Genomic DNA, 25,652 nt, shown 5'->3' on the forward strand with positions numbered 1-25,652 from the left:
TCAGCGCCTCCCCAGCATGCGGTCGAGGTCGAGCCTCGACAGCGCGAACAGCGTCAGCGCGCCGATGAACACCGTCACCACCACGGCGAGCGCCGAGCCGAGCGGCCAGTTCTGCGAATAGGTGAAGGCGATCTCGATGTCGTGCGAGATGACGATGATCGACTGCCCGCCGAGGATCTTCGCCTCCGCCGTGGCGCCGATGGCGAGCACGAAGGTGAGCAGCATGCCGATCAATATGCCCGGCATGGCTAGCGGCAGCTCGATCTCGCGCCAGATGAACAGCCGCCCGGCCCCGAGATCGCGCGCGGCATCGACGAGGTCGCGCGGCACCAGCGCGAGGCCGAGCGTCATCGGGAACAGCATGAAGGGCAGATAGGTGTAGACCATGCCGAACAGGGTGATCCCCGGCGTGAACAGCACCTCCGGCCCGCCCGGCAGGCCGAGCCATTTCAGCGTGCCGTCGAGCACGCCGTTCTTGATGAAGAACAGCACCCAGCCATAGAGCCGGACGTTCTCCGACACGAAGAGCGGGAACACGAACAGCACCGAGATCAGCGGCGCCGCGCGCCCGAATACCATGGTCAGCCCGTAGGCGATCGGATAGGCGACGAGCGCGAGGATCGCCACGGTGAACAAGGCAAATCCGCAGGACCAGGCGAAGGACACCCACACCGTGTTGGAAGGGCTGAAGATGGTCGCGAAGTTCTCCAGCGTGAAGGAGCGGAACAGGTCGAAGGAGCGCGGCGTCGCGAAGGCGTAGCCGAAGATGGCGAGGATCGGCGCCAGGAAGCCGAGCCCGAGCAGCACCGCCACCGGGAGGGCGCAGCGCGCGCCAAGCGAGAGCGCGCGGGCCTTGCGCAGCTCGGCGCTGGTCTCCGGCAGGCGGGCGATCGCGACATCCGCCATGCTCAGCCCCCCAGCGTGAAGGCGTCGGCGGCGTCCCAGCCGATGACGACATTCGGATCGGCCCCGGGGGACAAAGCGCGGGCGCGCGAGAGCTCGACCAGCATCACCTTCTCGCCGACCCGTACCTGGTACTGGATGCGCGAGCCGAGCGAATATTCGTTGTAGACCGTGCCCTCCAGCCGGTTGTCGGCGCTCTCGCTGGGGCCGAGGAAACGCATATATTCCGGGCGGACGACGACGAATGCCTCGCTGAGCGCAGCGCCGTCCTTCGGCCTGCCGAGGACGAAGCGGCCCGGCACATCCGGGCTGCTCCAGGCGCCGTCCGGCCCGCGCGTCATCTTCAGCGTGTTCACCTCGCCGACGAATTCGGAGACGAAGCGGTCGACCGGGGCGGAATAGATCTCCTCCGGGGTTCCCACCTGCACCAGCCGCCCGGCCCGCATCACCCCGATGCGATCGCTCATCACCATCGCCTCCTCCAGCGAGTGGGTGATGTAGATGAAGGTCTTGCCGGTTTCCCGGTGCAGGTCCTTCAGTTCCTTCTCCAGTGTCTTCTTCAGCTTGTAGTCGATCGCCGAGAGCGGCTCGTCGAAGAACAGCACCTCGGGGTCGTAGGCGAGCGCGCGGGCCAGCGCCACGCGCTGGCGCTCGCCGCCCGAGCACTTCATCACGTTCTTGTCGTGATAATTATCCGGCAAACGAACGATCTTCATCAGTTCCAGCGCCCGCGCCTTGCGGGCTGCTGGATCGACACCCTTGACCTTCAGCGGGAAGGCGATGTTCTCGCCGACGCTCTTGTGCGGGAACAGCGCCAGCGACTGGAAGACGAGGCAGGTCGGGCGCTTGTTTGGCGGCACGTCGTTGATCAGCTCGCCATGCAGCGTGATGTTGCCCTCGCTCGGCGTGTCCATGCCGGCGAGCATGCGCAGCAGCGTCGTCTTGCCGGAGCCGGAGGGTCCGACGATGGTCAGGAACTCGCCCTCACGCACGTCGAGATCGATGCCCTCCACCGCGGCGAAGCCGCCGAACACCTTGCGCACGCCGACCAGTTGGAGGATCGGTTTCGACGCGGCGTCGGTCGTGGAGGACGGCAGCGGGGCAGGCATCGTCTGGAGCATCAGCAGTTCCGGGCTGGGGCCGGCGGCCAGAGCGCCGTCGGCGTCAATCTATCGAGCGCAGGCAAGGCGGGGAAAGCGCGGTCAGGTACCGATGCGGCCCGCGTGCTTCGAGACGCGGGGCGGTGCCCCGCTCCTCAGCATGACGATCGGCGTTTGATGGAATCCGCCGCCATCCTGAGGTGCCCGGGCAAAGCCCGGGCCTCGGAGGACGCAGAAGGCATCCGCTGTTCTCGCAACCTCACCCGCGAAGCCGCTTGGCGGCGTTCATGATGTCGAGCGCCTTGTCGTAGTCGGGCACGATGTCGTACTCGACCGAGCGGGCCATCTCCTCCTCGAGGCTGTCCCACTGGATGGCGTCGAGCTCCTCCTTGGTGAAGAGGTCGAAGCAGGCCTTGTTGCCCATCTGCGCGACCGGGTTGAAGGTGCCCTCGGCGAAGGCGACGGTGTGGGCGACCTTCGGATCCTGCACGTATTTCAGGAACTCCAGCGCCAGCGGCGAGAGGTTCGGGTTGTTGACCGTGGAGGTCACCTCGATCCAGGAGATGCCGCCCTTGCCGCCGGCGAGCGGACCCTTCAGCGGGGTGATGGCGCGCAGGTTCGGATGGCCGTCGGCGCGGGCGGGGGAGACCGAATAGGTGCCGCCGGTGAGGTGCAGGTCGATCTCGCCGGAGATCAGCGCCTGGTTCATCGAGGCGATGTCGCCGATCAGCTTGGCGCCCTTGAAGACGCGCTTGGCCGTCTCGTCGAACTTGGTGAATTCCTCGGGCGTGTGCGTCTTGAACGGATCGATGCCGGCGACGACGAAGAGGTTGAACACGTTCCAGTCGTCGGATTCGAGGATGCCGTATTTGCCGGCGAGCTTGGGATCGTTGAACAGGTCCCAGCCGGTCTCCTCGGCGGTCTTGCGGCTGATCTTGTCGGTGTTGACGACGAAGCTGTACGGCCCAAAGCGCTGGACCATGCCGAGCAGGTCCTTGCCGTCGTCGCTCATCGCCCATTTGTAGGGCGCCTTGAACTCGGGGAGCATCTTGGCGAAGAACGGCTCGAACTCCGCCTTCGGCAGCGGCTTGATCAGCTTCTCGGGCAGCATCACCTTGCGCGCCCAGGGATTGTTGACGTTGATCAGGTCCCAGGTGTTGATCTCGCCGGCGCGCAGGCGGTTGATCATGGTCGGGTCGTTGGTGAGGCTCTCCGCCTTCACCGTGGCGCCGGTCTGCGAGCGGAACGGGTCGAGCACCTGCGCGGAGTTGTAGCCCTCCCAGCACAGGATGTTCAGCTCCTTCTCGCGCGCGGCGAAGGCGCTGCCGGCGCCGAGGAACGGGCCGGCGGCGAGCGCGCCGAGGCCGGCGCCCATGCCCTGCAGCACCGAACGTCTTGAAAGCGACTTTCCGACTGGATCGGCCATCTCGAAATTCCCCTCGAAATCTATTGGCGCGGATATCGCCGCCACGCTCGGCGTGCCGCATCAGCGCCTCTGCGATGTGGGCCTGATGTGGAAGTCTGTGTGATCCTAAACATCGGCGTTTGGGCTTTACAACATCAATTTTGCATCGCACCCTGCTGAAAAGGCAGGCAGCCCGCTTCTTCGGCAAATCGCCGCTCCCGGCGGCGATGGATGCATCAAGCCTTTGCTTCAGAAAGAGAAATCGGGATAGCGAGACAGATGTTCAAATCCCTCGAGGGCAAGACCGTCATCGTCACCGGCGCCAGTAAGGGCATCGGGCGCGGCATCGCGCTGCGCTTCGGCCAGGCCGGGCTGAACGTGCTTGTGGTCAGCCGCCACATCGCCGAGGCGCAGAAGGTGGCCGCGGAGATCGGGGCGAACGCCTCGGCCTTTGCCGCCGACGTGTCCAAGACCGCCGATACCATCGCCATGGCGGCGGCGGCGCTGGAGCGCTACGGCGCGATCGACGTGCTCTGCGCCAATGCCGGCATCTTCCCCGCCGCCAAGCTCGGCGCGATGACCGAGGCCGATTTCGACCATGTCATCGACACCAATCTGAAGGGCACCTTCCTGTCGGTCTCCGCCGTGCTGCCGGCGATGAAGGAGAAGAAGCAGGGGCGCATCGTCATCACCTCCTCGATCACCGGGCCGATCACCGGCTTTCCGGGGTGGTCGCACTACGGCGCCTCGAAGGCCGGCCAGCTCGGCTTCATGCGCACCGCGGCGATCGAGCTGGCGCCGTGGAACATCACGGTGAACGCGGTGATGCCCGGCAACATCATGACCGAGGGCATGGAGGGCGTCGGCGAGGCCTATATCGCCTCCACCGCCGGCTGCGTGCCGATGAAGAAGCTCGGCAGCGTGTTCGACATCGCCAATGCGGCGCTGTTCTTCGCCTCCGAGGAGGCCGGCTACATCACCGGCCAGGGCCTCTCCATCGATGGCGGCCAGATATTGCCGGAGTCGCCGCTGGCGCTGGAGGAGATGGGCGCGGCGTGAGTCCGGCCCTTTGCGGCGCGTGGTCCGGACGATAGGCTGAGTGCCCGTCCGGTCGTCGCCGGCGACGCAAGCCGGATGCCGGCCCGATGAAGCTGACCCTGAAGGACCGAGTCCTCGCTCTCTCCGTCGAGACCGGCGAGGAACGCGAAGTATGCGCACTGCTCGCGGCGGTGGATGGCTACGTATTCCGCCTCCATGTCGCCTCGGATCGTGGCTTGTCCTTTCACGAGCTCGGCCCCGAGGACGAGGCGCGGCGCGCCCCGCTCAACATCACGCATGGCGTGTCGCCGGTCTTCGCGCCGATTTCCAACCTGGCCCGCACGCCGTTCGAGCTGGACGGCGAGCGTTACGCGTCGGTCGAGGGGTTCTGGCAGGGACTTAAATATCCCGACGCCGGGAAGCGCCGGACGCTGGCGAAGCTCTCTGGCGTCGAGGCGAAGGAGGCGGGCAATCCCGCCGGCCAGCCGGCGAACTTCCTCTATGGGGCGCGGATGATCGCCGCCGGCTCGCCTGAGCACTGGGCGCTTATGCGCATGGCCTGTACCGCCAAATTCACCCAGCATGCCGGCGCGCGCGAGGCGCTGCTGGCGACTGGCGAGCGCTGGCTGACCCACCGGGTGCGCAAAGACAGCCGCACCATTCCGGGCGCGATCATGGCCGACATCTGGATGGTGATCCGCGGCCGGCTGCGCCGCGGAGCCGAGGAGGAAGAGCCGGGTCCGGCACGGTGAACGACCGGACGGTGCCATGGCATGGCGGCCGGTCAGCCGCGCCGCTGCACCACCGCGAAGTCCATCACCTTGCGCAGCCGGAAGCCGAAGGTCTCGTAGAGCCGGATCGCTTCCGTGTTGCTGGCATAGGCGTGCAGATAGGGCACCTCGCCGCGCGCGCGGATGCGGTCGGCGACGAAGGTCAGCAGGCGGCGACCGAGGCCCCGGCCGCGATGATCGGGATGCGTGCACAGGCCGCTGAGCTCGGAAAATCCCGGCTGCTTCATGCGCTCGCCGCACATGGCCGCCAGCCGGCCGTCGATCCGCACGCCCCAAAACTCGCCGAGGGTCGCGGCGCGCAGGGTGAACGGCCCCGGCTTGGTCAGCAGCGCCAGCGCCAGCATCTCCTCCGCATCGGCATCGGTCAGCAGCTCGATATCGGCGGCGTCGGCGCCCTCGGGCAGTGCCTCGGCCAGCATCTGCACCACGGGCGCGGTGAGGTTCGGCTGCAACGTGCCGGGCAGGACGAGCGGTTCGGACTGGACCAGGAAGGCGGTCTCGCCGTCCCCGATCAGCGCGTCCAGCGCGGCGAGGCATTCGGCGCCGTCGTCGGCTGTCGCGGCGAAGGGGATGATGGAAGGCTGGTAGCGCCGGGCGTGGTCGCCGCCTTCCGCGAATGCCGCATGACGGGTGGTGAGCGCGGTCCAGACCGGCCGGTCGAGCGGATGGCTCATCGCGCGCTCCCCTTCACCCGCTCCGCCCGGACGGCGAGCGAGGCTTCCTTCAGCCCGTCCTCGATCGCCGCGAGCTGAACCAGCAGCGGTCCGTCGAGCCCGGCGCAGAGATCGGCGACCGCACCTTCGAGCCGCGGCCAGACCGAGCGCTTCGCCATGTCCACGAGCTGCTGCCCGGAGGGCGAGAGGCGGACCACCCGCTGGCGCTGGTCGTCCCGCCGCGTGTCCAGCTCGACGAGCCGCAGCTTGGTCAGGCGCGACACATGGCGGGTGACGCCCGGCTGGGTGACGCCGAGGGCGAGCGCCAGATCGCCGATGGTGAGCGGGCCGAGCCGGTCGAGCGCCGCGAGCAGCGGATGCTGGCTGGCCGGCAGGGCGGGGGTTTCATCCTCGAGCAGCGCCTGCGCGTCCTGCTGAAGCTGCTCGCCGATACGTTTCAGCCGGGTGCCGAGGCACAGCAGGCCGAGGGAGCGGACGACGTCTTCCATGAGGAGTGAGCCTCGATCAACAATATAACACGTTATATAACACGGCATGTAAATGTCCAGCGTAAACACCGCCGGATCATCGGCCGGAGGGTTGCGGGGCGTCGCTAGAGGCGGAAGCGGATCGTGCCGTCGCGGCGGACCTGCTCGACGAGGCCGACCTCCCAGCTCAGATATTCGCGCATGGCATCCTCCTGCGCGCTCTTGCGCTCGAAGGGCTTGAGCAGCACGTCGTTCGGCTCGGAGGCCATGCGCTCGTCGCCGCTCTCCAGCGGCCGGCCCTCGGCCTGCCACGCCCTCGTGCCGCCGGCGAGCACCTTCACCGGCGCGCCGGTCGCCGTCTCCAGTTCGGCGCTGGCCAGCCGGGCCACGATGCTGTCCGGCGAGGTGAGCACGTAGAGCGGCGCGCGCGGCAGCTTGCCGGCGTCGTCGGAGAGGCGTCCGCGCACCGCGAACCAGGCGCCGGGGATGTGGCCGGCGCGGAATTGCCGGCTGGTCGCCACGTCAACCACCACGGCGCTGCCGCCTGCGACGAGGTCGGCGAGCTCGGCCGGCGTCACCTGCGCCGGCGCGGCGCTCGCGAGGCCCAGCACCGCCTCCGGCGCATCGCCCGCCTCAAGAGCCGCGGCGGAGGTGTCGGCGTCGAGTACGTAGAGATGGTCGAAGCCCATGCGGGCGAGCCAGGAGGCGGTGGCGCGGGCGCGCACGCCGTCGCTGTCGGCGAGCACGATGCGGGCCTGGCGCACGGCGATGAAGGTGTCGGTCGCTTGGACGAGCTGCCCGCCCGGCGCGGAGAGGAAGCCCGGCCGGTGGCCGGCGCGGTATTCGCGCGGGTCGCGCACGTCGAAGCGGTAGAGCGTGCGCGCGCCCGCCTCGGCCTCGAACCGCGCCAGCGTCGCGGCGTCGATCACTTCAATGTCGAAGCGGCCGGCGAGCCGCTCTGCCGCCTGCTTCGACCAGTCGCGCGCCTCGTCCGGCGGCAGCGGCACCACATCGGCCGCGCCGCGCGCCACCTCGTAACCGGAAAGATGCCAGCCCTGCGTGCCGTCCTTCAGCGACACCACGCGGTTCGGCAGCCCGGCGTCGATCAGCGTCTGCGCGCCGATGATCGAGCGGGTGCGCCCGCCGCAATGCACCACCACCAGCGCGTCGTCGGAGGTGATGGCTGCCGGTGCGCGCAGCACCATCTCGCCGCCCGGGCAGTCGCGCGCGCCGGGGATGCAGATCCAGCTATATTCGTCGAAGGGCCGGCTATCGAGCAGCACGATATCCTCGCCCGCCGCGCGGCGGCGATGGAGCTCGTGCGCGTCGATATGCGGCGTGTGGCAGGTGATCTCGACGAACTCGCCGAACGCCTTGCTCGGCACGAACACGCCGGAGAACAGCTCGAACCCCGCCGCGCCCCAGGCCGGCACGCCGCCCTTCAGGATGGCGACGTCACCATAGCCGTTGGCGGCGAGGATCGCCCCGGCGCGCGCGGCGAGCCGCTCGTCGTCATCTGCCAGCACGATCGGCACCGAGCGGCGCGGCAGCAGCGCCGGCACGAGGCGCTCGAAGCGGCTCATAGGCGCGTTGGAGGCGGCGAGGATATGGTTCCCGGCGAAGACGCCTTCCTCCCGCACGTCGAGGAGGGCGATCTCCTCATCGCCCATCAGCCGCGCCTTCAGGGTCGCGGCATCGATCCGGGGGAATTCCGTCGCCATGGCTGATCCTCGCCCTCTGCACACTCGTCCGGCATGTGCGCTGACCCATGGTCAGGCCGCCGCCGATCGGCGCCTTGATAGCGTTCCCGGGATCGAATTGTCGACAGTTAAGGCAAGAAGAGGAGATAAAAATCGCAACTTCCCGCGCGGCGCACCGAAGGGGCGGATCCATTGACGACAATGCCCTCCGCGCGGGCGCGGAGGGCATGGAAGGATGCGGGAGAAAGGCCGCGGCTCAGCGCGACGAGGTGAGCCAGGCGATGAGCGGGTTGTTCGACGGCACCTTCGGCATGCTGTCGACGACGACCAGCCGGTTGACCTCGCCGCGCTTATAGGCCGCGAGGAAGCGCTCATAGTCCTTGAACGACACGCAGCCATTCGAGTCGCCGCGCGCGCCCAGCAGATAGGTATGGGTCAGCAGGCCGACGCGGCCATACATCGGGCCCTCGCCGATCGGCGTCATGCGCAGGGCCTCGACGCCGTGGAAAAGCGCCTCGCGCGGATGCAGCTTGTAGACGTTCGGCGGCGTCGGGCCGAGCATCTTCACCGAGACGTGGCGCGGGTCGTCGAACTTGTCGCCATAGCCGGAATGCGCCTCCAGCTTCTCGCCGCTCGGCATGTAGACCACCTTCGCGCGGATGTCGTAGACGGCGAAACGGTCGGAGCGGGTCGGCAGCCGCACCTGATCGGTGTGCGGGTCGGGTACCTCGGAGACGCCCGGCTCGCTCGCCAGCGGCGGCTCGACCGGCGTGACCATGGCGAGGCGCACCTTGGTGTCGCCGAGCGGGTTGGGCATCGGCACGGGCGCGGCGCCGAATGTATTGGGCGCTTCCGGTGCGGCGGCCTGCTCGGCGGTGGCCACGTTCCCGCCGCGTCCGGCGGCGAGCGGATTGGCGATCGGCAGCGGCACCGCGGCGATGGAGGCTTCCGCGACGGCGGCGCGCGGCAAGGGCAGCGGGATCACCGGCAACGAAGCATTGGCAGGCTGCGCCGGGGCCGCGACCGCGACCGTCGCGCGGTTGCGCATGGCCTGCGGCATCGGCTCGTAGATCCAGCCCGGAGCCAGCGCGAGGATGCCGGAGGAGCGGACGCTGCGGATATCGGTAGGATTGGCGGGGGCGGTGATGAAGGAAACCTGCGCGACCGGCTCGGAATCCTCGGGCAGAGGCGGCGCGGTAGGAGCGGTGGCCGCCATCAGCCAACTGGCGCCCCAGACGCCGGTCATCAGCGCGGCGACGCCGCCAATTCCGAAGGCGAGCGCAAGACGCAACCCGCCGCGCCCCTTCTCAGGAGCGTCGGTTACGTCGTCGAAGCCGTCTTCCCCGATGCGGCTCTTTTTGCTCATCATCCCCACTACTCGATCAGGTGTGACCCCGGTCGCCCTTTAAGACTACCAGCCCCACCCGTGCAGTCAAACCCGACAGGCCCGGCGAAAATGCGGCGAATAGTTCGTCCGCTTCACGCCACGCCGGGGTTCGGTCCGGCCAATATCGCGCAGGGCTGCGCCACAAGATCCAAGTTGTTCGGCCGGCCGACGGCCCGCCGCCTCATTTTTCCGTGCCGCCGACTGGCGACGACCGCGAAGAATATGAGCGATTGGGGTAATATTTTATTAATGCCGCGACGGCATGTGCGTCGACGTGCGCCGCATCTGCGACGCGACATCGGCGAATGCTTCGGCGGCCGCGCCAATGGAGAGGCGCGGTGGCACGAATCAGGCCGGCGGCAGCTCGCCGAGGATCTGCGCCGTGTGCTCGCCCAGCAGCGGGGCGGGGCGGACCGGCAGCTCGCCCGAGCCCAGGAAATGCACCGGCTGCGGCACCACCGGCGTCATGCCGGCCGAAGGGTGCATCACGCTGCGCACCAGGCCGCGCGCCGCCGCATGGGCGCTCGCCACCACCTGATCGACCGAGAGGATGGGCGAGGCCGGCACCGCCGCCGCCTCCAGCGCCGCGACCGCCTCTGCGACGCTGCGCGCGCGGGTCCAGCCTTCGAGGATCGCCTTCAGCGCCGCCTCATTGGCCTTGCGCGCGACGTCGGTGGAAAAGCGCGGGTCGTCCGCCAGCTCCGGCCGCCCGACGGCGCGGGCGAGGCGGGCGAACAGCGGGTCGTTCGCCACCGCGATGATGAGGTGGCCGTCCGCCGCCGCGAAACTGTCGAGCGGCGCGCTGATCGGATGCGCGTTGCCGATGCGCTGCGGCACCTCGCCGGTGAACAGATATTGCGAGAGCGCGGTGACCATGATGGAGAAGATCGAATCCACCATCGCGATGTCGAGATGCTGGCCGCGCCCGTCGCGATTGCGCCCGTTCAGCGCGGCAAGGATGCCCCAGGTCGCCTGCAGGCCGGCGACCAGATCGCCGACCGACTCCCCGACGCGGGTGGGGGCGCCGCCGGCCGGACCGTTGACGCTCATGATGCCGCTCATCGCCTGGGCGACGATGTCATAGGCCGGCCGGTGAGCCAGCGGCCCTTCCTGCCCGAAGCCCGATATGCTGGCATAGACGAGGCGCGGATTGATCGCCGACAGGCTCGCATAGTCGATGCCGAGCCGCGCGGCGACGCCGGGTCGGAAATTCTCGACCACGATGTCGGCGCTTCGAGCGAGCTCGTGCACAGTGCGCCGGCCCGCCTCGCTCTTGAGGTCGAGCACCAGCGAGCGCTTGCCGCGGTTGATCAGCAGGAAATAGGCGCTCTCGCCGCCGACGCGCGGCGCGAAATGGCGGGCATCGTCGCCGTCCGGGCTCTCGATCTTGATCACGTCGGCGCCCGCGTCGGCGAGCAGCGCGGTGCAGAAGGGGCCCGCCAGCATGCGCGAAAAATCCAGCACCCGCACGCCGTGGAGCGGCGGCGGAAGCGGGTTCGGCGTGTCGTGCGGGGCGGCTTGCGGCGCGGGCGTCATCACGGGGTTCCGTCGGTGGGGGCGTCGAACATCCGGCGCACGGATGGCTGCGTCTCGATGGTGCGCAGGCGCCCGAGCAGGGCGTCGGCCTGCGCCGGGCGGATGGCGAGGGCGGCGCAGGCGAGGAACTTGGCGTCGATCTCCTCGTCGCGCAGCGGATCGGCGGCGGCCCCGCGCGGGAAGGCGCGGAAGCCTTCCAGCACGCGTCCGTCGTCGAGCTCGATGCGCACATGCGCGCCCTCGGGCGCCGCGAGCCTGGCGGCCGCGTCCCAGCGCGGGCCGGTGAAGGAGCTGATGCGGGCCATGAGCGCGACCACCGCCGGCTCGCGCACCAGCGCGTCGTCGAGATGGGCGAGGCCGAGGTCGCCCTTGAGGAGCGAGGCGGCGATGGCGAAGTTCATGCTGAACTGCGCCTCCTGCCGCGTGCGCGGCTTCTCATAGGCGAGATTGGCGATGACCACGGGCGGCACGTCGCAGGAGATGCGGGCGATCGCCCCGACCGGCACCTCATGGGCGCGCACCAGGTCAAGCACCGCGTCCACCGCCGCGTGGGAGGAGAGGCACACCGGGATGCGCTTCACGTCGATGCCGGGGTCGAGGAGCCGCCAGCCCGTGCCGAGCGCGGCGATCGCCGCCACATCGAACACGCCGCCATTGAACAGCGCCGCGAATCCGCGCGGATGCTCCGCCGCGTCCAGCGGGCCGCTGGCGCCCTGCGCGGCGAGCAGCGCCGCCAGCACCCCGGCTTCCGCCGCGCGGCCGGCGAGCAGCGGCTTGGCGTCGGTGCCGAAGGCGGCCTTGGCGCCGCCGGTGCCGGCAAGCGCGAGGCCGAGCGCGGCGCCGGTCGCCTGCGCGTCGAGGCCGAGCAGACGGGCGCTCGCGGCCGCCGCGCCGACCGGGCCGAGCACGCCGGTGGTCCACCAGCCCTTCTCGTAGAGCGTCATGGTGGCGGCGGCGCCGAGCGCGTATTCGGCCTCCGAGCCGGCGATCACCGCGTCGACCAGCGCGTTGCCGGAGGCGTCCGCCATCTCGGCGACCGCGAAGGCGGCCGGCACGATGACCGCCGAGCCGTGCACCACGCCGGCATAGCAATTGTCGTCGAAGTCGAGGGCATGCGCCGCCGTGCCGTTCACCGCGGCGGCGGCCGGCGCGGCGAGCTTCAGCGGCGTGCCGAACAGGCGGCAGGCGCCGAGCGCGCTGGTCGCCACCGCGACCTGCCGGGCGCGGCCCGCGACGGCGGCGGTCGAGCCGGCCAGCGCCACGCCGACGGTGTCGATCAGGCAGTTGCGGGCGACTGCGCGCACCGCCGGCGGCACCGCGCCGCCGTCGAAGCCGGAGGACCAGGCGGCGATCCGGGAGACCGCGCTCATCATGCTCATGGTGCCGACCGTTGCTGCGGCCCCGCTCATCGCGCCGCCGCGCCGGCGAGGGCGGAGGTCGTCAGCCCCTCGCGCTCCACCGTGGCGATGGCCTCCTCATAGCCGGCATCCGCATGGCGGAAGACGGCGACGGAGGAGTCGTTCGCCAGCACGCGGGCAAGCCGCTGGGCGGCGTCCGGCGTGCCGTCCGCCACCACCGCGAAGCCGGCATGCTGGGAATAGCCGATGCCGACCCCGCCGCCATTGTGCAGCGACACCCAGGTCGCTCCGGAAGCGCAGGACACCAGCGCGTTCAGCATCGGCCAGTCGGCCACCGCGTCGGAACCGTCGAGCATGCCCTCACTCTCGCGGTTCGGGCTGGCGACCGAGCCGGAAGAGATGTGGTCGCGGGTGACGATGATCGGCGCGGCGACCTCGCCCGACGCCACCATCTCGTTGAGCGCGAGGCCGGCGGCGACGCGGTCCTGAAGACCCATCCAGTAGCTGCGCGAGGGCAGGCCCTGGAAGCGGATGCGCGTCTCTGCCATGTCGATCCAGCGCGCGAAGCTCGGATCCTTCACCACGCCCTTCAGCTTGCGGCTGGAAGTGACGATGTCCTGCGGCTCGCCGGACAGCGCGATCCAGCGGAACTGCGTGCGGCCGCGGCAGAACTGCGGGCGCACATAGGCGGAGATGAAGCCGGGGAAGGCGAACGCCTCCTCGACGCCGACGTCGCGGGCCATCTGCCGGATGTTGTTGCCGTAATCGAACACCGGCACGCCGCGCGAACGGAACGCCAGCATCGCCCGCACCTGCCGCGCCATGGTGGCCTTGGCGGCGGCGATAGTGGCTTCCGGCTCGCTCTCGCGCCGGCGCTCCCATTCGTCGAGCGTCCAGCCGGCGGGGATGTAGCCGTAGAGCGGATCATGCGCGGCGGTCTGATCGGTGACGAGGTCCGGCAGCGTGCCGCGCGCCAGGATCTCCTCATAGACCTCGGCGGCATTGCCGATCAGCCCGACGGAGATGGCTTCGCCGCTGCGCCTCGCCTCGGCGATCAGGGCGAGCGCTTCGTCGAGGTTTTCGGCGCGGCGGTCGAGATAGCCGCTCTCGATGCGCCGCTCGATGCGCTCGGCGCGCATGTCGACCGCCAGCACCGAGCAGCCCGCCATGACGCCGGCCAGCGGCTGCGCGCCGCCCATGCCGCCGAGCCCGGCGGTGAGCAGCCAGCGGCCTGAGAGATCGCCGCCATAATGCTGGCGGCCGGCCTCGACGAAGGTCTCGAAGGTGCCGCCGATGATCCCCTGGCTGCCGATATAGGTCCAGGAGCCGGCGGTCATCTGGCCGTACATCATCAGCCCCTTGCGTTCGAGCTCGTCGAACACCTCCTGCGTCGCCCAGCGGCCGACGAGGTTGGAATTGGCGATCAGCACGCGCGGCGCGTCGGCATGGGTGCGGATCACGCCGACCGGCTTGCCGGACTGCACCAGCAGGGTCTCGTCCTGGTCCATCGCTTTCAGCGTGGAGACGATGCGGTCGAAGGATTCCCAGTTGCGCGCCGCCCGCCCGCGCCCGCCATAGACGACGAGGTCCTCCGGCCGCTCGGCAACCTCGGGATCGAGATTGTTCATGAGCATGCGGAGCGGCCCCTCGGTCTGCCAGCTACGGGCATTCAGGGTCGTGCCGCGCGGCGCGCGGACGATGCGGCTGTTCTTGGTGGGGGCGTTCAAGCTGGGCACTCCTCGCGTCGGCCGGACACGCCTCGGCGGTCGGCACGGGCAACATAGGAGCGGCCTCGAATGAATTATACTAACGAATTTTCATAGGCTGGATAATGCTGGTTTATTCAACGCCCTCCTGCGGAAGCCGTCCGCGGAAATAGGCCTTGGCCGTTTCGACGAAGGCCTCGGCGGCGCGGGTCATCGGCGCGCGGGCGGAGGAGCCGATGATCACCCGCTGCAGCGGCACCGCCTCGGCGAGCGGCCGGCAGACCAGCCGCCGCCCGTCATGCGAATGGTCGCCATAGGGCCGCGTCACCAGCACGCTGCAGCCGAGCCCATGGGCCACCATGCCGCGCACGGTCTCCAGCGAGGTGCAGCGCACGAGCTGCTCCGGCATCGCCCCGACCATGCGGAACAGCGAGAGGAAATAGTCGCGGCTGTGCGGCAGGTCGATCAGCACGAACGGCTCCTGCGCCAGCGCGGTGAGCGAGACCTGCGGCTGGTCGGCGAGCGGATGGTCCTCCGCGAGCAGGGCGTAGGGCCGCATGGCGCCGAGCGGGATGCGCGCCATCTCGCCGATCGTGTCCAGCTCGTAGAGCAAGGCGAGCTCGACCACGCCGTCGGCGAGATCGCGGTGGATCTGGTCCAGCCGTTCCTCGCGCATGCGCACCCGGACGCTGGGATGGGCGGCCGAGAAGGCCCGCATCAGGCCCGGCGCATAGGCCGGGGCGAGCGTGGTGAAGACGCCGACCTCGAGGTCGCCGGCGATCTCGCCATCCTCGCCGGCGCCCATCACTGCGTTGCCATGGGCGATCAGGTGGCGGACCTCGGCGAGCTTGCGCCGCCCGAACGGCGTCAGGTCGACGCCCTGCGCGTGGCGGCGCACGAACAGCTTCTGGCCGAACGCCTGTTCGAGCTGGCCGATCGCCACCGACACCGCCGGCTGGGAGACGTGCAGCTTTTCCGACGCGCGCAGCGTGCTGCCTTGTTCCGCGGTCGCGACGAAATAGGAAAGCTGGCGCCAGGAGAAGGGGATGGCCATCGCTCTGTATCATTCAAAATTATTCAGAATATCAAGAGGCGATATTTTTATTTATCGACGGCGGGCGTCAAGGTCGGGATCAGCCTTCCCTTCGAGCGTGCCATGATCCCCTTTGCGACCGACGACGACCTTGCCATTGCCGACACCATCCGGCGCTTCGCGGAGCGCGACATCGCCCCGCATGCGCAGGCGATCGACGCCGAGAGCCGGTTCGCCGGCGAGCATCTGCCGGCGCTGGGCGAGATCGGTCTCACCGGCATGAACCTGCCGCCCGGATGGGGTGGGTCGGGCGTCTCGGCGGTCGCGCTCTATCTGGCGGTAGAAGCCCTCGCGGGGGCCTGCGCCTCCACCACCTCGATGCTGACCGCGCATTTCCTCGCCACCGACGCGATCCTGATCGGCGGTGACGATGCGCAGCGCGGGCGCTTCCTGCCGGCAGCCGCGAACGGTGAGGCGCTCGGCGCCTTCGCGCTCACCGAGCCGCGGGCAGGCTCGAACCCCGCCGACATGCGCACCAGGGCGGAGCGCGACGGTGGGGATTACATCCTCAACGGTACCAAGCATTTCATCTCGAACGCCGCGCATGCGCGCTTCCTCGTCGTCTTCGCGCTGACCGATCCGGCGGCCGGCGCGCGCGGCATCAGCGCCTTCGTGGTCGATCGCAACACGCCCGGGCTCAGCATCAGCGGTCCCGAGCCGACCATGGGCCTGCGCGGCGGCCATGTGTTCGAGGTCGTGTTCGAGAACTGCCGGGTGCCGGAGGATCGCCGGCTCGGCCCCGAGGGCTCGGGCTTCCGCACGGCGATGAAGGTGCTCGACAATGGCCGCGTCGAGGTCGCCGCCACCTCGACCGGCATCGCCATGGCCGCCTTCGAGGCGGCCCGCGGCTGGGTCGGCCAGCGCGAGGTCGACGGCGCGCCCATCGCGCGCTTCCAGGGGTTGCAATGGATGCTCGCCGACATGGCGACCGAGCTCGACGCGGCGCGGTTGCTCGGCCTGCGCGCCGCGCGGCTGCGCGCCGAAGGCGCGCGCTTCTCGCAGGAGGCGGCGATGGCCAAGCTCTATTGCTCCGAGATGGCCGGCCGCGTGACCGATGCGGCGCTGCAGATTCACGGCGGCTACGGCTATTCGCGCGACATGATGCTGGAACGTCTGGTTCGCGACGCCCGCATCATGCGGATTTACGAAGGCTCGTCCGAGATCCAGCGCAACATCATCGCGCGGACCCTGCTCAAATGATGGGGCTCACAGGCGATCCGGGGCATGCCCTGTCCGGCCGGGGCTGCCCAGCAAGCAGGCAGAACGGTCCATCTGCATGCCTCATTATGGATCATATAGATCATAATTATCGCACATTGAAACAATTGTTGCATTGCTCGGTCGACGTGCCTAACGTGCCCGCCATGAACCGCATCGAATTCGTCGCCAGGGTGAAGAACCAGTTCGACGAACTGCCCGGCCAGATCAGGGTCGCGGCGGGCTTCGTGCTGGACAATCCGCAGGAGGTCGCGCTGCTCTCCATGCGCGAGCAGGCGCGCCGCGCCGGCGTGCCGCCGGCCACCATGACCCGCTTCGCCCAGCATCTCGGCCTGTCCGGTTATGACGAGGTCCGCGCCATCCATGCCGATGCGATCCGCGAGACCCCCGAGGCCTATGGCGGGCGGGCGAAGAACCTGGTGCAGCGCCACCGCGAGGTCGGCGTCGCCGGCGTCGCCGCCGAGATGGTGAGCCAGGTCGCCGGGCACATCGCCGATCTCGGCGCCTCCTCCCGTGTCGAGCAGATGGTGGCCGCCGCGCAGGAGATGGTGAAGGCGCGCCGCATCTATTGCCTCGGCCACCGCTCCTCCTTCCCGGTCGCCTTCCAGTTCAATTATCTCCTCTCCTTCTTCGACGACCGCTCGGTGCTGCTCAACGTCACCGGCGGCACCGGCCATCCCGGCCTGCTCGATGCCGGCCCCGGCGACGTGCTGCTCGTCATCTGCTATTCGCCCGCCGCCCGCCACGTGGTGGAGACAGCCGCCTTCGCCCGGCGGCACGGCGTGCGCATCGTCGCCATCACCGACAGCGAGGCCAATCCGATCGGCCGTCTCGCCCATCGCACGCTGCTCTGTTCCAGTCGCTCCCCCTCCTTCTTCGACACCATCTCGCCGGCCTTCGCGGTCTGCGAGACGCTGGTGGCGCTGATCGCCGGCCTGCATCCCGGAGACGTGCCGGCGGCGGTGGCGCGGGCGGAGGAGAAGCTGTGGGACCTCGGCGTCTGGTGGCGTCCCGAGGAGCCGCTGCCGCCGTCCGAGCCGGTCTCCGGCAATGGCGCGAACGGTCGTGGCGGAGTGCCGAACTGATGGATCAGCAGCCCCGCTATACTGCCTATATGCCCTCCGCCGGCATCGCGAGCTTCCTGCGCTCGCCGATCTGCGAGGATTTCTCCAAGGTCGAGGCCGACGTCGCCGTCCTCGGCATCCCCTATGACTGCGGCGTCGGCTATCGGCCCGGGACCCGCTTCGGGCCGCGCGAGATCCGCAACCAGTCGACGCGCTATGCGCCCTGGGGCACCGGCAATGCCGCCGGCTACTGGGACGTCAACCAGAAGAAGCGCTTCCTCGCCGACGTCTCGATGGTCGATTGCGGCGACGTCGACATCACCTATTTCGATATCGACGCCAACATGGCGAAGATCACCGCCTCGGTCCGCGCGCTGGTGGAGCGCGGCGCGCTCCCCGTCGTCCTCGGCGGCGACCATTCGGTGACCTTCCCGAATGTGCGGGCCTTCGAGGCGCTGGGGCCGATCGACATCGTCCATATCGACGCGCATATGGACTGGCGTGAGGACATCGCCGGGGTCCGCTTCACCAATGCGAGCCCGCTACGCCGCTCCAAGGAGCTGCCCTTCGTGCGCCACATGGTGCAGCTCGGCATCCGCGACGTGCGCACCCGCGAGAGCGACTACAACGACGCCACCGCGCAGGGCGTGCGCATCTTCACCCGCGAGGACATACGCGAGCAGGGCGTCAAGGCGGTGCTGGAGAGCCTGCCGGCGCTCGGCAACACCTTCGTCACCATCGACATTGACGGGCTCGACCCCTCAATCGCGCCGGGCACCGGCTCGCCGACGGTGGACGGGCTGCTCTACCACGAGGTGCGCGCGCTGCTGCAGGGCGTCGCCGCGCGCGGCCATGTGGTCGGCTTCGACCTCGTCGAGGTGAATCCTTTCATCGACGTCGAGGGGCAGACCAGCCTGCTCGCCACCACCCTCATCATCGAATTCCTCGGCGCGATCTTCGCTGCCCGAGGCCGATAGACCGTGCCCGGCGCGCAACCGCCGGGTCCGGAACGATAAGCAAAGACCAAGAACAGAACCTTTGAAGGAGTTGGGAATGAGAAAGCATTTCTATGGCGCGCTGGGGGCCGCGGCCCTCGGTTTCGCCGCGCTGACCGCGCCGGCGATGGCGCAGGGCACCCTGCGGGTCGCCATCCCGTCGAACCTCAACACGCTCGACGCCGCCAAGACCAAGCTCGGCGAAGAGTACATCATGAACTTCCTGATCTTCAGCGGCCTGGTCGAGGTCGACGGCAAGGGCGGCGTGAAGCCGGACCTCGCCGAGAGCTGGACCAAGAGCGAGGACCTGAAGACCTGGACCTTCAAGCTGCGCCCCGGCGTGAAGTTCCATAACGGCCGCGAGCTCGAGGCCGAGGACGTGAAGGCGACCATCGCGCGGGTCATGGACAAGGCCACGGGCTCCACCGCGCGGGTGAACTTCGACATCGTCGAGAGCATCGAGACGCCGGACAAGGGCACGGTCGTCTTCAAGCTGAAGATTCCCTATTCGGGCTTCGCCGAGCTGTTCGGCGACCGTCAGGTGCGCATCCTGCCGCGCGACAAGTTCGACACCATCGCCTCCGAGCCGATCGGCACCGGGCCGTTCAAGTTCAAGGCCTTCCGTCCGGGCGACCGGGTCGAGCTGGTGAAGAACCCCGACTACTACATCAAGGGCGAACCGAAGCTCGACGCGGTCACCTTCCGCATCATGCCGGAGAGCGCGGCGCAGGTAGCGGCGCTGGAGACCGGCGAGCTCGACCTCGTCTGGAGCCTGCCGCTCGAGACGCTCGACCAGTTCAAGAAGAACCCCGACGTCGTGATCGATTCCACGCCGACCTCGACCTGGGACGGCCTGATCATGAATTCGGCGCACAAGCCGTTCGACGATCCGCGCGTGCGCAAGGCGATCGCCATGGCGCTCGACAAGCCGGCGCTGGTCGAGGTCGCGCTCTACGGCCAGGGCACCCCGACCCACACCATGATCCCGCCCTCGCATCCCTACTACAACAAGGACATCCCGATCGCCGCCCCGGACATCGAGGGCGCCAAGAAGCTGCTCGCCGAGGCCGGCTATCCGAATGGCTTCGAGGCGACGCTCTATCTGCCGAACGGCCGTCCGACCCGCGAGCGCCTCGGCATCGCGGCGAAGGAGCTGCTCGCCCCGCTCGGCATCAAGATCGAGCTGCAGCGCGTGCCGTGGGACAAGTTCGTCAAGGAGATCGAGGGCAAGGCCGCCTTCTACACCGACGGCTTTTACAGCCGGCCGACCATCGACACCTCGATCTACCCCTGGTTCCACTCGGCGGGTTCCTGGAACACGCAGCTCTGGAACTACAAGAACCCGGCGATCGACAGGGTGCTCGACGACGCCCGCGCGGCGAAGACCGAGGACGAGCGCGCCGCTCTCTACAAGAAGTTCCAGGCGCTTGCCGAAGAGGTGCCGGCCGGCGCCATCCCCTACGTGCAGAACCACGTCAACGCGTTCCGCAAGAACGTGAAGGGCTTCTCCTCCAGCCCGATGATGTGGCTCGACCTGCGCGAGACTACGGTTCAGTGACCGGCCTTATGTGACCCCCGGCGCCGGGATCTTGTCCCGGCGCAGCAAGGCGTGCCCGGCGACAGAGCCCTTTCCGATCAGGTGGAACGCCTGATCGACAGGAAGGTGCTCCCTCTCAAAGGGCTGGAGCGTGTTCGCGTCGCGATAGGCCTCTCAGCTATCGCGGAACATGCTCCAGTCTGCCGCCGGGCACGCCACTGCTTTCCTGTCCCGTTCCGCTCCCGTGCGCCGTTTCGGCGGCGCGCGACGTCCCATGGATGACCGATGGCCCTTTATGTCATCATGCGCCTGCTCGGCATCGTCGCCATCCTCGCGGTGATGTCGGTGCTGGTCTTCGCCATCACCCAGGTGATGCCGGGCAATGTCGCCAACGTCCTTGCCGGCCAGTTCGCCGACGAGGCGACGGTGCGTGCCATCGAGCACCGGCTCGGCCTCGATGCGCCGGCGCATGTCCAGTACTGGCGCTGGGCGGCGGGCATCCTGTCCGGCAATTTCGGCCAGTCCATCGTCATGGAGCGGCCGGTCGGCCCGCTGGTGTGGGAGGCCTTCCTCTCCTCGGCGCTGCTCGCCTCCATCGCCTTCGTCATGGTGGCGGTGTTCGGCATCGTGCTGGGCGTCGTCGCCGCCATCCGGCAGAACCGCTTCACCGACCACGCCGTCTCGGTGTTCTCCTATGTCGGCGTGTCGGTGCCGGAGTTCTTCTGGGCGATCGTCGGCATCATCGTCTTCGCCCGCTATCTCGACTGGCTGCCCTCGGGCGGCGCCGGCAACCTGTCGCAGGGCTTCTGGGCCTGGGCGTCCCACCTCGTCCTGCCGGTGCTGACGCTGACCTTCACGTTGATCGCCCACGTCTCGCGGCTGACCCGCTCCTCGATGATCGAGACGCTGCGCTCGAACTATGTGCGCAACGCCCGCGCCAAGGGCCTGCCGGAGGGCGTCATCATCCGCCGCCATGCGCTGCGCAACGCGCTGCTGCCGACCATCACCGTGCTGGCCATCGATGTCGGCTGGCTGCTCGGCAACATCGTGGTGGTGGAGGCGGTGTTCTCCTATCCGGGCATCGGCCGGCTGCTGCTCTTCGCCATCGAGCGTCACGACCTGCCGCTGATCCAGGCCGGAATCCTGCTGATCGCGGCGGTCTACTGCCTCGCCAACCTCATCGCCGACCTGCTCTACGCCTATTTCAACCCGAAGATCCGCTATGGCCAGATCGAATCCTGACGCCGCGCAAGTCTCGGCAGCGCCCGTCGCGACCGCCCCGCGGATGCGGCTGCTGCCGCGCGGCGCCAACGCCAAGCTGGTGGTGGGCGGCGTGCTGCTGCTCCTGCTGATTGCCGTGGCGGCGGCGGCGCCGTGGATCGCGCCCTACCGCTTCGACGAGATGAGCATCCTCAACCGGCTGAAGCCGCCGAGCCTGCGCAACTGGTTCGGCACCGACGAATTCGGCCGCGACGTGTTCAGCCGCACGCTGATGGGCGCGCGCCTGTCGCTGATGATGGGCTTCGCCGCCACCGCGGTCAGCCTCGCCATCGGCGTGCCGCTCGGCCTCTGGGCCGGCTACCGGCGCGGGCGGGTCGACGAGATCATCATGCGCTCGACCGATGTGCTGCTCTCCTTCCCGCCGATCATGCTCGGCCTGCTCATGCTGGCGGTGACGCCGCCGGCGCTGTGGAAGCTGATCATCGCGGTGGGCATCGTCTATGTGCCGAGCACCGTGCGCCTCACCCGCTCGGTCACGCTCGACCTCGCCGGCGAGGAGTTCGTGCAGGCCGCCCGCGCGCGGGGCGAGGGCACGCCCTACATCCTGCGCGCCGAGATCCTGCCCAATGCCTGGCCGCCGATCATGGTCGAGGCCAGCCTGCGCGTGACCTTCGCCATCCTGCTCGGCGCGGCGCTCTCCTTCATCGGCCTCGGCGCGCAGCCGCCGAGCTCCGACTGGGGCCTGATGATCTCGGAGGCGCGCCCGCTCATCGACCGCGCCCCGTGGGTGGCGCTCGCGCCCGGCATCGCCATGGGCATCACCGTCGTCGCCGTGAACCTCCTGGGTGACGGCCTGCGCGAGGCGCTCGACCCGCGCATGCAGAAGAAGGGCGGCTGATGGCCGACGCACTGCTTTCCTTCGACACGCTCACCCTCGCCTACCGGACGCCGCGCGGCGTGCTGCGGGCGCTGGACGGCGTGAGCTTCGACGTCGCCGCCGGCGAGACCGTCGCCGTGGTCGGCGAGTCGGGCTCCGGCAAGAGCTCGGTGGCGCTCGCCACCATGGGCCTGCTCGGGCCGGAGGCGAAGGTCACCGGATCGGTGCGCTTCGAGGGCACCGAACTCGTCGGCCTCGACGAGCGCGCGCGCCGCGAGCTGCGCGGCCGTGCCATCGGCATGGTGTTCCAGGACCCGTTCACCTCGCTCAATCCGAGCCTCACCATCGGCGAGCAGGTGGCCGAGCCGCTAGTCTACCATCAGGGCCTCAGCCGCGCGGAAGCCCATCAGCGGGCGCTCGCCGCGCTCGGCGAGGTCGGGCTGCCCGGCCCCGCCGAGCTCGCCACCGCCTATCCGCACCAGCTCTCCGGCGGCATGCAGCAGCGCGTGCTGATCGCCGGCGCCATCGTCTGCGATCCGCGCATCCTCATCCTCGACGAGCCGACCACCGCGCTCGACGTCACCGTCGAGGCGCAGATCCTCGACCTGCTCGACAGGCTGCGCCGCGACCGCGGGCTCGGCATGCTGTTCATCACCCACAATCTCGGCGTGGTGAACCGCATCGCCGACCGGGTCTGCGTGCTCTACGCCGGCCGGGTGGTGGAGATCGGCACCAAGGAAGCGGTGCTGGCGCGTCCCTCGCACCCCTACACCAAGGGCCTGCTCGCCTCGCTGCCGCGCCCCTCCGTGGAGGGCGCCACCCGGCGCATCGCGCCCATTCCGGGGCGTTTCCCGGACCTCGTCCATCCGCCGGCGGGCTGCATCTTCGCCACCCGCTGCCCCTTCGCGGAGGAAGCCTGCACGGACCGCGCGCAGGTGCTGGTCGAGGCGGGCGATGCCGGTCACGCCGCGCGCTGCTGGAAGCATGCCGGGCTGCCGGGCTGGCCGGAGGCGGACGACGTGCCGCGTGCCGCGCGCGCGGCGGCGACCGAGCCGCTGCTGCGCACCGAGAACCTTACCAAGCGCTACCGGCGCGGGCGGCTCGGTGGCGGCATCGAATGGACGCGCCTCGCCGGTGTCATCCCGTGGCCGCGCGCGCGCTCGGAGACGGTGAACGCGGTCGACGGCATCTCCATCGAGATCGGCCGCGGCGAGGTGGTCGGCCTAGTCGGCGAGAGCGGCAGCGGCAAGTCCACCCTGGGGCGCACCGTGCTGCGGCTCATCGATCCGTCGTCGGGCAGCATCATGTTCGACGGCGCCGACGTGGCGAAGCTGCCGGACGACGCCCTGCAGGACCTGCGCAAGCGCGCGCAGATCGTGTTCCAGAACCCGGACTCCTCGCTCAATCCGCGCCGCAGGGTCGGCGACGCCATCGCCCGCGCGGTGGCGCTGCAGACCAGTGTGCCGCGCGACAAGCGCCGCGCCCATGTCGAGGACCTGCTCGACCGGGTCGGCCTGCCGCGCGCCTATTACGACCGCTATCCGCACCAGCTCTCCGGCGGCGAGAAGCAGCGCGTCGGCATCGCCCGCGCGCTCGCCACCGCGCCCGACTTCATCGTCTGCGACGAGCCGGTCTCGGCACTCGACGTCTCGGTGCAGGCGACGGTGCTGAACCTGCTCGACAGGCTTCGCGACGAGCTGAAGCTCTCCTACCTCTTCATCTCGCATGACCTCTCGGTGGTGGCCTACATCGCCGACCGCATCGCGGTGATGTATTCGGGGCGCATCTGCGAGATCGGCCCGGCCGAGGCGGTACTCTCGCCGCCCTACCATCCCTATACGCAGGCGCTGCTCTCGGCCGTGCCGCTGCCCACCCCCGGCGCCGAGAAGCGCGCGCGCGTCCGCCTGCGCGGCGACCGCCCGCCATCCGAGGGCCAGCGCTCCGGCTGCGTCTTCCACACGCGCTGCCCGCGGGTGATCGGCTCGATCTGCGCCACCACCGCGCCGCCGGTGCACGAGCCCCGGCCGGGCCACCGCATCGCCTGCCATCTCCCGCTCGACGAGCTGATGCGCGCACCGCCCGCTTTCGACGACGTGCCGGCCGAGGCCGCCGAATAGAGCTTCAGTGAAGGGGGCGGAGCGATCCGTCCCATCGAAACCCGAGGACGTGACGAGATGAGTGCCCGCCTGACCACCCCGCCCAAGCACGGCCATAAGAGCCTTCTCTATTCCGAGGTCGTCGACGACCTCGACAATCTGAAGGCCGACATCGCCGTGCTCGGCATTCCCTATGGTTCGGCCTACACGATCGAGGAGGTCAGCAACGACCAGTCCAATGCGCCGACCGCGATCCGACAGGCGTCGGACCGCGCCGTGCGGGCGCTCGAGCGCTACGATTTCGACATCGGCGGGCCGCTGCTGATGAACAAGCCGATCCGCATGGTCGACTGCGGCGACGTCGTCAACGATCCCCGCGATCTCGGCACCAGCTACCGCAACGCCGAGGCGGCGGTGCGCAAGATCCTTAAAGCCGGCGCCCTGCCGCTGATCCTCGGCGGCGACCACGGCATCCCGATCCCGGTGCTGCGCGCCTATGACGACCAGGAAGGCCCGATCACCCTCGTCCACATCGACGCGCATCTCGACTGGCGCAACGAGGTGAACGGCGTGCCGGACGGCTATTCCAGCCCGATCCGCCGCATCTCCGAGATGAACCATGTGAAGGACATCTTCCAGATCGGCATCCGCGCCCAGGGCAGCGCCCGGCAGGAGGAGGTCGACGCCGCCTATGCCTATGGCGCCAACATCATCACCGCCTATGAGCTGCACGACATCGGCATGGACGCGGTGCTGGAGCGCATCCCCGCCGGCGGGCGCTACTACCTCACCGTCGACGCCGATGGCATGGACCCCTCCGTCATGCCCGCGGTGAACGGTCCGGCGCTCGGCGGCGTCACCTATCACCAGGCGCGCAAGCTGATCCACGGCCTCGTCAACAAGGGCCGCGTGGTCGGCATGGACCTCGTCGAGATCACGCCCGCCAAGGACGTGAACCGCATCTCCGCCATCGCCGCCTGCCGGCTGTTCGTCAACATGATCGGCGCCACCATCAAGGCCGGCTATTTCGACCGCTGATCGCCCGGAAAGTCTGAACCATGACCACCCATACCCGCATCCGCCCGTTCAATACCAAGCAGACCTATCCGGAGCAGAAGCTCGACAACGACCTCTGCCAGGCGGTGGTCGCGCGCGGCACCATGATCTTCCTGCGCGGCCAGATCGCGCAGGACCTCGACACCCGCGAGAGCCTGCATGCCGGCGATCCCGGCAAGCAGGCCGAGAAGGCGATGTCGAACATCAAGATGCTGCTGGAGGAAGCCGGCGGCGAGATGAGCCACATCTGCCGCGTCGTCGTCTATGTCACCGACATTCGCTACCGCGAGGCGGTCTATCAGGAAATGGGCAAGTGGCTGAAGGGCGTGTTCCCGGTCTCCACCGGCCTCGTCGTGCCCGCGCTCGCCCGTCCCGAATGGGTGGTCGAGATCGAGGCGACGGCGGTCATTCCCGACGCCTGACGAACTTG

At 69.1% G+C, this 25,652-nt stretch carries 22 protein-coding genes; 11 read left to right on the forward strand and 11 right to left on the reverse strand.

The window, feature by feature from the left end; translation table 11 throughout:
- From U742_RS0102370 to U742_RS0102380, 3 genes are all read right to left on the reverse strand, one after another.
- Complete coding sequence (locus U742_RS0102370; RefSeq protein ID WP_029349679.1) at positions 1-906, reverse strand: ABC transporter permease; 906 nt, start codon at positions 904-906, stop codon at positions 1-3.
- 2 nt (positions 907-908) lie between these two features.
- On the reverse strand, positions 909-2,024 hold the full coding sequence (locus U742_RS0102375) for an ABC transporter ATP-binding protein (protein WP_029349681.1): 1,116 nt from the start codon (positions 2,022-2,024) through the stop codon (positions 909-911).
- 238 nt (positions 2,025-2,262) lie between these two features.
- Entirely contained in the window at positions 2,263-3,378 is a 1,116-nt protein-coding gene (locus U742_RS0102380; protein WP_038360365.1) for a PotD/PotF family extracellular solute-binding protein, read from the reverse strand.
- 309 nt (positions 3,379-3,687) lie between these two features.
- On the opposite strand from U742_RS0102380, the gene fabG reads away from it, so the two are divergent.
- Together fabG and U742_RS22380 are read left to right on the forward strand one after the other, a co-directional pair.
- The gene (gene fabG / locus U742_RS0102385) at positions 3,688-4,467 is read left to right on the forward strand and encodes a 3-oxoacyl-ACP reductase FabG (protein WP_029349685.1); all 780 of its coding nucleotides are present in this window, start codon (positions 3,688-3,690) and stop codon (positions 4,465-4,467) included.
- A gap of 86 nt (positions 4,468-4,553) precedes the next feature.
- Entirely contained in the window at positions 4,554-5,198 is a 645-nt protein-coding gene (locus tag U742_RS22380; protein ID WP_051660786.1) for an NADAR family protein, read from the forward strand.
- A gap of 32 nt (positions 5,199-5,230) precedes the next feature.
- On the opposite strand, the gene U742_RS0102395 is transcribed toward U742_RS22380, so the two are convergent.
- The 8 genes from U742_RS0102395 to U742_RS0102430 all read right to left on the reverse strand — a co-directional run bounded on the left by U742_RS0102395 (position 5,231) and on the right by U742_RS0102430 (position 15,119).
- Complete coding sequence (locus U742_RS0102395) at positions 5,231-5,911, reverse strand: GNAT family N-acetyltransferase (protein ID WP_029349690.1); 681 nt, start codon at positions 5,909-5,911, stop codon at positions 5,231-5,233.
- A complete protein-coding gene (locus U742_RS0102400) occupies positions 5,908-6,399 on the reverse strand; it encodes a MarR family winged helix-turn-helix transcriptional regulator (RefSeq protein ID WP_029349692.1) in 492 nt (163 codons plus the stop codon). The genes U742_RS0102395 and U742_RS0102400 overlap by 4 nt, the downstream gene beginning before the upstream one ends.
- Before the next feature lie 104 nt (positions 6,400-6,503).
- Positions 6,504-8,099: a rhodanese-like domain-containing protein gene (locus U742_RS0102405; RefSeq protein ID WP_029349693.1), complete on the reverse strand. Its 1,596-nt coding sequence runs from the start codon at positions 8,097-8,099 to the stop codon at positions 6,504-6,506.
- 235 nt (positions 8,100-8,334) lie between these two features.
- Positions 8,335-9,444 (reverse strand): DUF2778 domain-containing protein, encoded by a 1,110-nt coding sequence (locus tag U742_RS23085; RefSeq protein ID WP_248310238.1) that lies wholly within the window; start codon positions 9,442-9,444, stop codon positions 8,335-8,337.
- A 369-nt stretch (positions 9,445-9,813) separates the two neighbouring features.
- A complete protein-coding gene (locus U742_RS0102415; RefSeq protein WP_051660788.1) occupies positions 9,814-11,001 on the reverse strand; it encodes a CaiB/BaiF CoA transferase family protein in 1,188 nt (395 codons plus the stop codon).
- Complete coding sequence (locus U742_RS0102420; RefSeq protein ID WP_197028151.1) at positions 11,001-12,410, reverse strand: MmgE/PrpD family protein; 1,410 nt, start codon at positions 12,408-12,410, stop codon at positions 11,001-11,003. Before U742_RS0102420 ends, U742_RS0102415 begins: the two co-directional genes overlap by 1 nt.
- Entirely contained in the window at positions 12,407-14,086 is a 1,680-nt protein-coding gene (hutU, locus tag U742_RS0102425) for a urocanate hydratase (RefSeq protein ID WP_029349701.1), read from the reverse strand. Before hutU ends, U742_RS0102420 begins: the two co-directional genes overlap by 4 nt.
- Positions 14,087-14,198: 112 nt before the next feature.
- Complete coding sequence (locus U742_RS0102430; protein ID WP_051660789.1) at positions 14,199-15,119, reverse strand: LysR family transcriptional regulator; 921 nt, start codon at positions 15,117-15,119, stop codon at positions 14,199-14,201.
- Positions 15,120-15,221: 102 nt separating this feature from the next.
- On the opposite strand from U742_RS0102430, the gene U742_RS0102435 reads away from it, so the two are divergent.
- The 9 genes from U742_RS0102435 to U742_RS0102475 all read left to right on the forward strand — a co-directional run bounded on the left by U742_RS0102435 (position 15,222) and on the right by U742_RS0102475 (position 25,644).
- Positions 15,222-16,358, forward strand: coding sequence for an acyl-CoA dehydrogenase family protein (locus tag U742_RS0102435; protein ID WP_029349705.1), 1,137 nt, complete (start codon positions 15,222-15,224; stop codon positions 16,356-16,358).
- A gap of 164 nt (positions 16,359-16,522) precedes the next feature.
- Positions 16,523-17,461 (forward strand): MurR/RpiR family transcriptional regulator, encoded by a 939-nt coding sequence (locus tag U742_RS0102440; protein WP_197028152.1) that lies wholly within the window; start codon positions 16,523-16,525, stop codon positions 17,459-17,461.
- Entirely contained in the window at positions 17,461-18,417 is a 957-nt protein-coding gene (gene speB, locus U742_RS0102445) for an agmatinase (protein WP_029349709.1), read from the forward strand. Before U742_RS0102440 ends, speB begins: the two co-directional genes overlap by 1 nt.
- 76 nt (positions 18,418-18,493) lie before the next feature.
- On the forward strand, positions 18,494-19,993 hold the full coding sequence (locus U742_RS0102450) for an ABC transporter substrate-binding protein (protein ID WP_051660791.1): 1,500 nt from the start codon (positions 18,494-18,496) through the stop codon (positions 19,991-19,993).
- A gap of 264 nt (positions 19,994-20,257) precedes the next feature.
- Positions 20,258-21,214, forward strand: coding sequence for an ABC transporter permease (locus tag U742_RS0102455; protein WP_029349712.1), 957 nt, complete (start codon positions 20,258-20,260; stop codon positions 21,212-21,214).
- Complete coding sequence (locus tag U742_RS0102460; protein WP_038360368.1) at positions 21,195-22,091, forward strand: ABC transporter permease; 897 nt, start codon at positions 21,195-21,197, stop codon at positions 22,089-22,091. The genes U742_RS0102455 and U742_RS0102460 overlap by 20 nt, the downstream gene beginning before the upstream one ends.
- Positions 22,091-24,187: a dipeptide ABC transporter ATP-binding protein gene (locus U742_RS0102465; protein WP_038360370.1), complete on the forward strand. Its 2,097-nt coding sequence runs from the start codon at positions 22,091-22,093 to the stop codon at positions 24,185-24,187. The genes U742_RS0102460 and U742_RS0102465 overlap by 1 nt, the downstream gene beginning before the upstream one ends.
- Positions 24,188-24,244: 57 nt before the next feature.
- The gene (locus U742_RS0102470; protein WP_029349720.1) at positions 24,245-25,204 is read left to right on the forward strand and encodes an agmatinase; all 960 of its coding nucleotides are present in this window, start codon (positions 24,245-24,247) and stop codon (positions 25,202-25,204) included.
- A 20-nt stretch (positions 25,205-25,224) separates the two neighbouring features.
- Positions 25,225-25,644 carry a RidA family protein gene (locus U742_RS0102475; RefSeq protein WP_029349722.1) on the forward strand — a complete coding sequence of 140 codons (420 nt, stop codon included), beginning with the start codon at positions 25,225-25,227 and terminating at the stop codon, positions 25,642-25,644.
- Positions 25,645-25,652: the final 8 nt, after the last annotated feature.

The organism is Allobosea sp. 117, from assembly GCF_000702305.1.
In the GTDB taxonomy this organism is placed as follows: domain Bacteria; phylum Pseudomonadota; class Alphaproteobacteria; order Rhizobiales; family Xanthobacteraceae; genus Ancylobacter.